The organism is Myxacorys sp. (assembly GCF_059501405.1).
The window spans coordinates 1-8,663 of record NZ_JCACCM010000168.1; the positions used below are offsets into that span (position 1 = coordinate 1).

At 48.0% G+C, this 8,663-nt stretch carries 10 protein-coding genes; 5 read left to right on the forward strand and 5 right to left on the reverse strand.

The window, feature by feature from the left end; all coding sequences use genetic code 11:
- The first annotated feature begins 101 nt into the window (after window positions 1-101).
- The 3 genes from AC5I6P_RS24005 (at window position 102) to AC5I6P_RS24015 (ending at window position 2,426) form a co-directional block, all read left to right on the forward strand.
- The gene (locus AC5I6P_RS24005) at window positions 102-257 is read left to right on the forward strand and encodes a hypothetical protein (RefSeq protein ID WP_495696291.1); all 156 of its coding nucleotides are present in this window, start codon (window positions 102-104) and stop codon (window positions 255-257) included.
- 470 nt (window positions 258-727) lie between these two features.
- Window positions 728-1,078, forward strand: coding sequence for a GAF domain-containing protein (locus AC5I6P_RS24010; protein WP_495696292.1), 351 nt, complete (start codon window positions 728-730; stop codon window positions 1,076-1,078).
- Between the two features lie 202 nt (window positions 1,079-1,280).
- The gene (locus tag AC5I6P_RS24015; protein WP_495696293.1) at window positions 1,281-2,426 is read left to right on the forward strand and encodes an IS4 family transposase; all 1,146 of its coding nucleotides are present in this window, start codon (window positions 1,281-1,283) and stop codon (window positions 2,424-2,426) included.
- 62 nt (window positions 2,427-2,488) lie between these two features.
- On the opposite strand, the gene AC5I6P_RS24020 is transcribed toward AC5I6P_RS24015, so the two are convergent.
- Window positions 2,489-2,983, reverse strand: coding sequence for a GNAT family N-acetyltransferase (locus AC5I6P_RS24020; protein ID WP_495696294.1), 495 nt, complete (start codon window positions 2,981-2,983; stop codon window positions 2,489-2,491).
- 102 nt (window positions 2,984-3,085) lie between these two features.
- On the opposite strand from AC5I6P_RS24020, the gene AC5I6P_RS24025 reads away from it, so the two are divergent.
- Window positions 3,086-3,670, forward strand: coding sequence for a TetR/AcrR family transcriptional regulator (locus tag AC5I6P_RS24025; protein ID WP_495696295.1), 585 nt, complete (start codon window positions 3,086-3,088; stop codon window positions 3,668-3,670).
- Between the two features lie 213 nt (window positions 3,671-3,883).
- Here AC5I6P_RS24025 and AC5I6P_RS24030 read toward each other — a convergent pair whose 3' ends face one another.
- From AC5I6P_RS24030 to pdxR, 4 genes are all read right to left on the reverse strand, one after another.
- Complete coding sequence (locus AC5I6P_RS24030; protein ID WP_495696296.1) at window positions 3,884-4,276, reverse strand: hypothetical protein; 393 nt, start codon at window positions 4,274-4,276, stop codon at window positions 3,884-3,886.
- A gap of 116 nt (window positions 4,277-4,392) precedes the next feature.
- On the reverse strand, window positions 4,393-5,286 hold the full coding sequence (locus AC5I6P_RS24035) for a helix-turn-helix domain-containing protein (RefSeq protein ID WP_495696297.1): 894 nt from the start codon (window positions 5,284-5,286) through the stop codon (window positions 4,393-4,395).
- Between the two features lie 254 nt (window positions 5,287-5,540).
- Window positions 5,541-5,672, reverse strand: coding sequence for a hypothetical protein (locus AC5I6P_RS24040; protein ID WP_495696298.1), 132 nt, complete (start codon window positions 5,670-5,672; stop codon window positions 5,541-5,543).
- A gap of 732 nt (window positions 5,673-6,404) precedes the next feature.
- Window positions 6,405-7,868: a MocR-like pyridoxine biosynthesis transcription factor PdxR gene (gene pdxR, locus AC5I6P_RS24045; RefSeq protein WP_495696299.1), complete on the reverse strand. Its 1,464-nt coding sequence runs from the start codon at window positions 7,866-7,868 to the stop codon at window positions 6,405-6,407.
- A gap of 262 nt (window positions 7,869-8,130) precedes the next feature.
- On the opposite strand from pdxR, the gene AC5I6P_RS24050 reads away from it, so the two are divergent.
- Window positions 8,131-8,628, forward strand: coding sequence for a pyridoxamine 5'-phosphate oxidase family protein (locus AC5I6P_RS24050; protein ID WP_495696300.1), 498 nt, complete (start codon window positions 8,131-8,133; stop codon window positions 8,626-8,628).
- Window positions 8,629-8,663: the final 35 nt, after the last annotated feature.

An 8,663-nucleotide genomic window follows, 5' to 3' on the forward strand; every position in this document is an offset into this window, starting at 1 on the left:
ATGAATTTGGACGGGCGGTTTGACTGATGAATCCCCATGTCTAGAACACGACCCAGATTGCCACTATTTTTTGCACAGGCGATGACGAAGCAGCGAAACAGGTGGTGGCAGATTTGCTAAGCGAAATCGATGTGGAAGTCGTCGACGCTGGAGGGCTGAAAAACTCCCGCTTTGTGGAACCTGCGATGATGCTGTTGATTCAACTCGCCTATGTTCAAAATATGGGGCAGGTGGGTTTCAAATTGCTAAAACGCTAAGAGCGATCTAAATCGTCTGACTAATCGTGTTCAAGGTTTGGCGCAACCAAGTATTTGCAGCGTCTTTATCTGCCAGTTTGCTCCACAGCATTGATACCGTCCAGGTTTCTGTTTCAATGGACAACTCAAACAGTTCAAGTTGTGGTGCAGCTGTGCCAGTTGTACCACAACTTGATCGGGTACTGCTCTCATGGCCTAACAAGCCCGTTCATCCATAACGGGCGGTCAATTAGCGCGGGATCAGAACCAAAAACTGTCATAAAATCTAAGCCACTGAACTTACAAGACGGTATCTGTACTAATCAACGCCAAAATACGCTAATTCCCACTCATAAAAGCTTTTAGCTGCTTCACTCTGATGATAAAGAATTCGTTAACGACGATAAAAATCTGTTAATCGACAACAGCACTAGCAAAGTTTGGGGAATATTGGGCCGAGAGATCCACGGAAGATTTTGGTATTTAACCCTATGCTGCCACCCCAGAATTCGAGTGACCCCTTAACTCAAGAAGCCTTACTGCACCGCATCGCCAATCGAATTCGCCAATCCCTAGAACTTCAAGAGATTTTGACCACAACCGCTGCAGAAGTCCGATCGTATTTGGGAACGGACCGCGTCAAAATCTATCAATTTCAACCTGATAGCCATGGAATCGTGATCGCCGAGTCGCTGAACGGAGATCGCCTACCGTCACTCCTAGGGCTGCACTTTCCTGCTGATGATATCCCCCCCATAAACAGCTTACGGTCGGACGGCTGGCACAGGCGATTCAAACGGCTGTGGGCGCTCGCCCAATGCGTCAGCGTGCAGCAGACTTAGGCGCAAAAATCCGCAGTGAAGATGGAGTCACGAATTCCGTAGCAATTATCAAAAAACTCGAAATGACAATCACTCCCGATCGAAGAATCTTTTCCTTCAGGGGGTGACAACGGAGCAGAAAACTCGATGAGATGCCGGATTGCAGGGATGGGCGCAGAAAAAATGGAGTGAATCGTGTTGTTTCACTCCACTACTATCAAATATGTTGCCGATATTCTATCAAATCTGTTTACAATCGCAACTGTCTGAAACCCAATTCGTGACGTTGGAGATTTTGGTCGAACTATTGCAGAAAGAGCGACGAGTTACGGTTGAGCGATTGGTGACGCTGTTTCCCCAACCGATTCTGTTCGAGAGTCGTCGTCGGAATCTGCAACGCTTCTTAAGCTTGCCACAAATGACTCCCGAAGCGATGTGGTTTCCGATTGCCAAGCAATGGATCAAGCGTCAGATTCCACGAGGGCAAACTTTACAAATCGTGCTTGACCGAACGCAATGGCAAGACCATAACTTGTTTGTGGTCAGCCTCGTTTACCAAAACCGAGCGATGCCGTTGTACTGGACGTGGATCGGTAAGCAAGGACAGAGTTGCCTCAGTGAGCAACAAAAACTGCTGCGCCCGGTGTTTCGACTGTTGAAAAAATATCGCTTTGTCTTGCTCGGAGACCGAGAGTTTCACAGCATCGAACTCGCTGCCTGGTGTGTTGAAAAAAACGTCTCGTTTGTCTTTCGCTTACCTAAAAGCACAACCGCTCAACCCAACGACCACATGACTTTCACACGCCTCGATGACCTGCCACAAACCCCTGAGTTCACCGAGCAGTATTTGCAAATCCAAGTCACCCAAAAACGCGGATTCGGCAAACACAATCTGGTGATTCATCAGAAACGGGCATACCGTCAATCGGCGACGACAGAAGTTTGGTATTTGTTAACGAACCTGAAGGACGCAAACAAAGTCCTGTTTCATTATGACAGCAGGTTCTGTATTGAACCTTCGTTCAAGGATTTCAAATCTGGCGGCTACAACCTTGAAGAGTGTCGGGTAAATCCGCAGCGTTTCACTGCACTGCTCGTTCTGATTGCCATTGCCTATTCCATTGCTACCGTTTGCGGTCAACGCATTCGCAAAAAGCGAGTGCAGCATTACGTCGGTCGGGTGAAAGAACCGAAACGTACACAAAACCGACACAGCCATTTTTGGATCGGTCTATATGGAAGTTTGTGGATTAACAGCCTCAATCTTTGGTCATCGCTCGCGACTCAACTGATGGCGCTCAAACCGCAAAAACGCTCCTTTTTTCAACGAGGTCTCAACGCCATTTCCCTCATACAGTCTGCGTTGTAGCTTCGTTGTCACCCCCTGAAATCTTTTCCGCTAACTTAAGGAGAGATCGCTGAAGTCACCTGCTAGTTCACAGTCAACACTTTACGGAACACAATCTTGTCATCACCTGCTGCATAAAAGTCACGAATCCGTGCCTCTTCTTCGTAGCCATACTTTTTGTAGAACGCTTGTGCCAGGTTGAAGCTCGCTAGCGTTTCCACCAGCAGTATTCGCCCACCGCACGCTTTCAACGTTTCTTCGACATAGCGCAATAGCTTGCCACCGTGTCCCTGTCCCTGGTGATCGGGGTGAACCGCGATCAGTTGCAGATTCCAGGTTTGATCCGTCATTCGTTCCGGTTCACAGTAAGCCACTCCGATTACCCCATTGTTGTCTTCGTCATTCGTGAGCCAGAACCGTTCAGCGTTGCTATTTTGCAAAGGATCACTACCGTTGCCATCAGTAAAATAATCGGTTAGCAGTTTACGTACTACCCCCAGTTCGCTTAGCTGAAACCCGATCGCTTCAGCGATGGACAGTATCGCAGCCATGTCATCGGGCTTGCCCAGTCTAATCATAGAAATAGGTATGACAACAGTTGTTATGTTGCCTGAAGCATAACAACTGTTATAATGTAAGTCAAGATAGTTGCGGTGGATGGCTGCGAACTGAGGAATGCTATGGGGTATGACGATCGCCGCATTGAAGTGGCTCAAGCGGCATGGCGAGTAATTGTTCGGGAAGGACTGGATCGCACCAGTATGCGGGCGATCGCGCAAGAACTTGGCTCTTCCACTGGAGTCGTCACTCACTACTTCCGTGATAAAGAAGAACTCATCTTATTTGCTCTAGAACAAGTGGTTGAAAACACTTTAGAGCGCATGAAAGCGTGTGCTAAGGGGCGACAAGGAATTGACCGATTAGAGCAAATGATTTTTGCTGCTCTACCTTTGAAAGACAGTGATAGGACGGATTGGAAAGTTTGGATCGCATTTTTGGGCTATTCGATCGGGCGTGAACACCTGATTCAGCAGCATCAAAAACGCTATGACCACATCCGCCAGATTCTTGACCAGGAGTTAGCCGATTTACAGGCAGCTAAGCTGATTCGAGCCGATTTGGATTTAACCCTCGAAGCAAATTCACTTATCACCTTAGTGGATGGCATTGGCACTGGAGTTGTGATCTGTCCTGAGCAATTTTCAGCAGAGCAACAACAGTATCTTGTCCATCAACATATTCACGCTTTACGAGCATTACCTTGAATATATGTTACTCGTAAGGCAAAAGAGGGTTCAGTCCTTCACTTTGATCAGTCTTTTTCCCCAGGGTTTCAGTGTAGAAATCACAATGATGACAAACAGGAGTGAAACTTGAATGGCTGATCCAATCAAAACTCCTTCTGCATCAAAGGTGTAAATGGAATTATTGAATGCACCTAAGCCTTCCGATTGAGAGATAGCCTCAGCCGTATTGCCTCAGGGAAACAGCCAGAACGTTCCAAAAATGATTAATCCTGTCGTCAAAATCCACTTGGTAATCACCCAGTAGAATTTGAAGAAGCCGTAGTTTGTTTGCCAACAAAGGAGGGTTGCTGTCACGACAGAACCGATTGCCGCAGGAATCACAATAAAATCATCCAGTAAGTTGATCACCGAATTGAGGGCGAATAGAAGGTCAGCATTGGCTGTGCTGTTATTTCTGAGCGCAATCAGAAACATACTGAGAACGGTTCCAGTCCACAATGCGGCGAAGCCAACGTGGAAGGCTAGAACCCAGTTCTTTTGTTGAAGACTCAGTTTGAAACGTTGTTGCTTCTGTTGGGTTGTATCAAGTTGAGATCGCTTTTCACTCGTCTCAATTGTCGTCATAGATGCTCCTATCAGGACTCTGACCACTTCTTTAACGGAATATGAAGAGTGTAGCGATCTCCCCTCCCTCAAAGCTTGACCCGATTTGCTCAACCTGTGCAGATCTTGCTGAGTTCCTATAAAGATGCTCTAAATTCTTTCGGAGTCGTCCCAACATATCGACGAAACAGGCGAGTGAAAGAACTGTGATTGTTCAACCCAACTGCAAATGCAATTTCAGTAATGGGGAGTTGAGTGAATCGCAGTAGCTGCTTGGCGCGATCGATCCGGCACTTAGTTAAATATTGATGAGGTGTTAATCCTGTTGATTGTTTGAACAAACGACAGAAATGGTATTGGCTCAAATTTAGAACACTTGCAATATCAGACAAAGCAACATCCTGTTCAAGATGGTCTTGAATGTACTTGAATACTTTCTGCAACTGATGTTCTGACAACCAAACTTTACTATCAGGAACCAGTTGGGGTTGACAGACTGAATACTGCTTCAAAAGATGAAGCACTAAACCCGTTGCTAGCGATTCCCCAAACATCCGACCTGCGGGATGTTTTGCTTCAACATCTGATTTCAAAGCCGATCCAATTTGTTGTACCAGCAGATCGTTGGCTCCAATGTGTGGAATTAATTCAACTTGCTTCACTCGAACAGATTCATAAGCAACCCGCTCAAAAAACTGAGGTGAAAATCCCAGTAGGGAAAATTCGCCTGCCTCATGCCAGAGCGACGAATAGTTGATTCCCGCTGGAATAAACAACATCTCACCAGGTTGACAGTAGCAGTTTAAAAGTTGTCCCTCTACCTGATGCTCCGATTCAACCGGATGCCCACCTCGTCCTGTGATGCCAATAATATGCTGCATCCATTGATGCGTTGGACTTTGGTGAGCCGGATGATCATAGTGATGGAAAAAGATGCCGTTCCATCCTGACTGCTCACTGGACAAAATCGGATGGCCAGCAAGCGCCGGACGAGTATGGTTCGCCATGTCTACCTGCGGCAATTGGTCCATAGCGGGCATGGAAGTTAGAAATTACTGCTGCTTGTAGTTTATCGAATTTCAGTTAATTGCTCTCGAATCACTTCAACTGCCTGCATCACACCGTTTTCAGCCCGAATTTTCCCTAATGCGTTGGCTCGTTGTTGCATAACTGTATCGAGCGAAACTGCTTGAATCGCTTGTGATAGATCCGCGACAGTTAATTGCTTTTGGGGAATTGAACGCGCCCCAACGCCTAACTCAAAAACTTGCTTACCCCAGAACGGTTAGTCTCCAAAGAAGGGACAAATGATGGTTGGTTTTCCGGCTCGTAACCCTGCTCCGGTTGTCCCAGCCCCACCATGATGGACAACTGCAAGGCATTGAGGAAAGAGCCAGTCATGCGGGGCGGATTGCAAAATATGAATGGTATCGGGAACCTCCGATGCGGATAAACCACCCCGTTGCTAGAATCGCTCGCTTTAGCGGCTAAAACGCGGACATTTATTGTATTAATTCCACTCAAAGCTTTAGCAATCTATTTTTGCTTCAAGCCTCAAACATCCAATATGAGTCCCATACTGTCTGGCTTCCAACCACTTCTTCTCACTCAGAAACAAACACCGGAGGACGTTTAATCTGTTAACGAGGACAAAAAGCGGCTCTTCCCAATTTTTGGTGATCTAGAATTTTCAAGCAGCCTGAAACTCAGCATCCACGTTGGATAAATCAGAGATCGTGTCCGTCTCAGCTATGAGTTTTCCGCTTTTGAGGATGTTGTAGAAACCAAATCACCAAAAGCTGGGAAGAGCCCAAAAAGCGAGTTAAGCGACACCAAGGCACCGCTCAACTCCTCCACAATCACGCCTTCCCTTGAAAAACGGAAGTAGCCACAGACATTAAACAGGTTGAGCCAACGATCCCTCAGAATCACTATCGCTACCGGCTATAGATACTCATCGCTATCAACCGTGATCGCTCGTCTTGTCCAGGAGGAGAAACGGCTTTGGATATCAATCGAGTAGCACGCAAACTGGGCATCAAACCTCCTGCCATTTACAAGGATCTGAATGACACTGCTGGTGACGATCTCACACAGTCCGTCTCGAAATTCTGATTTGTAGTTCGTATAAAGCTTAAAAGTTTATTTTCTACAACTCCTTCAGCCCGATCACTTGAGCCAGCCGCTGCACCCCAATCTGAATCGGGGTTTCATTCAACTCACCATAGCCAAAAATAAACTCACCGCTGCCACCCGGGCCCAGATATTGGGATTGCGCCGATATCAACCCCACCCCAACTTTGGCTGCACGTTCGATTACTGCTTCATTACTCAATTGAGTATGCAGACGTACCATCAGATGAATGCCAGCCTTCTCGCCAAAGATGGCAACCCGATCGCCGAATTGGGCGTTCAATTCCTGCACCAACACCCGACGGCAGCGATCGTAGCGTGATCGCATTTTGCGAATGTGGCTTTCTAAGTAGCCCTCACTAATAAAGTCAGTCAGAACCTGTTGTTCGAGCATGGGCAACTGGCGATCATGCAGCCATTTGGCTCGAGCAAATAGCTCGACCAGAGTGAGAGGTAACACCAGATAACCAATCCGTAGAGCGGGAAAGAGCACTTTGGAAAACGTGCCCAAATACAGCACCGAATTGTTTCGATCGAGTCCTTGCAAGGCAGGAATTGGGCGATCACCGTAGCGATACTCACTATCGTAGTCATCTTCTAGAATCAACCCTCCTGTCTGTTGTGCCCAAGTCAGCAGTTCCAATCGGCGCGGCAACGATAGGGTAGCTCCTGTAGGAAACTGGTGAGAGGGCGTGACATAGACTAGGCGAATCGTGGGCTGTACTAACTGTTCGACCACTAGCCCAAAGGCGTCTACCGGAATGGGAATTAGCTTTGCACCATGGCTTTGGAAGATGCGGCGAGCGCTCAAATAGCCTGGATCTTCAATGGCGATCGCGTCACCCACTTCAATCAACAAGCGCAGGATCAGGTCAAGTCCCTGCTGTGTGCCGTTTGTGATCACAATTTGTTCTGGCTGACATTGCACCGCACGAGAATGGCAAAGATACTGCGAGATCGCCTGTCGCAACGGGAAATAGCCCTGAAAATCAGTGGCGTAATCCAACCATCTGGGTTCAGCGCAACAGCGACGGGATAACAGTTTTCGCCAGAGTTTGAGCGGAAAGGCAGTCAGCGCGGGTTGCCCGAAGCGAAAGTTGATCGGCAAGTCTGGCTCTGGTTGTAGTGTGAAGGGCATTTGCGCCAAGGTTGCGCCATATCGAGAAAGCGGAACCGTCAACGGTTGCGATCGCGCCAGTGTGGGGATTGAAATTGACTGCATCAAATCGTCCGGCAGTTGAGCACAGACGTAAGTGCCGGCACCAACCGTAGTTTCCAGGTAGCCTTCACTTTGCAAGCGATCGTAGCTTTGGGTAGCAGTGGTGCGAGAAATGCCGAGCGACTGGGCGAGCCACCGGGTGGAAGGCAGTTTCTGGCGCGGCAGCACTCGCCCGGTCAAAATCGCCTGACGCAGTTCGTCATAAAGTTGCTGATGTAATGGGGTTTCCGACTGATGGTCTAGAACAATCGCAACATCCATCTGCCCAATTTCCGTCAAGTGGACTTACAGCAAAACATGAAATTGGTACTTTTGCCAGTCCAATTGCAGGAGTTAAGCTAACAGCGTTCGAGCTTATTGCCGTTCAATCCTGCCCATGTCACCCATGACCATCATTCGGAGCGCGACTTTCACAAACGCTTCTCCTTGGGGCAGACCCGTCTACAGTCGCTTGGGCTTTGCCGACAGCAATGTGATGCGGAGATCGTTGACGTAGTTTTTTAGAGAACTGAAAAGGAAATTTATGACGCATTCAGAAGCCACCGATGCAACGTTTTTGCCGACTTCACGCACTCAAGTTAAGCGCCTGCCCCAGCGCGGAGAGTACGATCGCCAGACAATTTACGACATTCTCGATGAAGGATTGATCTGCCAGGTAGGGTTTGTCGTCGATGGGCAGCCGTTTGTGATTCCTACTGCGTATGGGCGAGTGGACGACCGCCTTTACATTCATGGTTCTCCTGCCAGTCGAATGCTCCGCACGCTCAAGGAAGGTGTAGAAGTTTGTGTAACCGTGACGCTGCTTGATGGCCTCGTCCTTGCCCGGTCTGCCTTTCACCATTCAATGAATTACCGTTCAGTTGTCGTCTTTGGTCAAGCGATGCTGGTGGAGGCTGCTGAGGAGAAGCTAGAAGCACTCAAAGCGTTTACTGAACATGTGATGCGCGATCGCTGGGCGCAAGTGCGTCCGCCCAATCGACAAGAGCTGTCAGGAACGCTTGTCTTATACCATCTCAATTAATGCCTGCTACAGATAAAGCGGATAAGATGAACCAA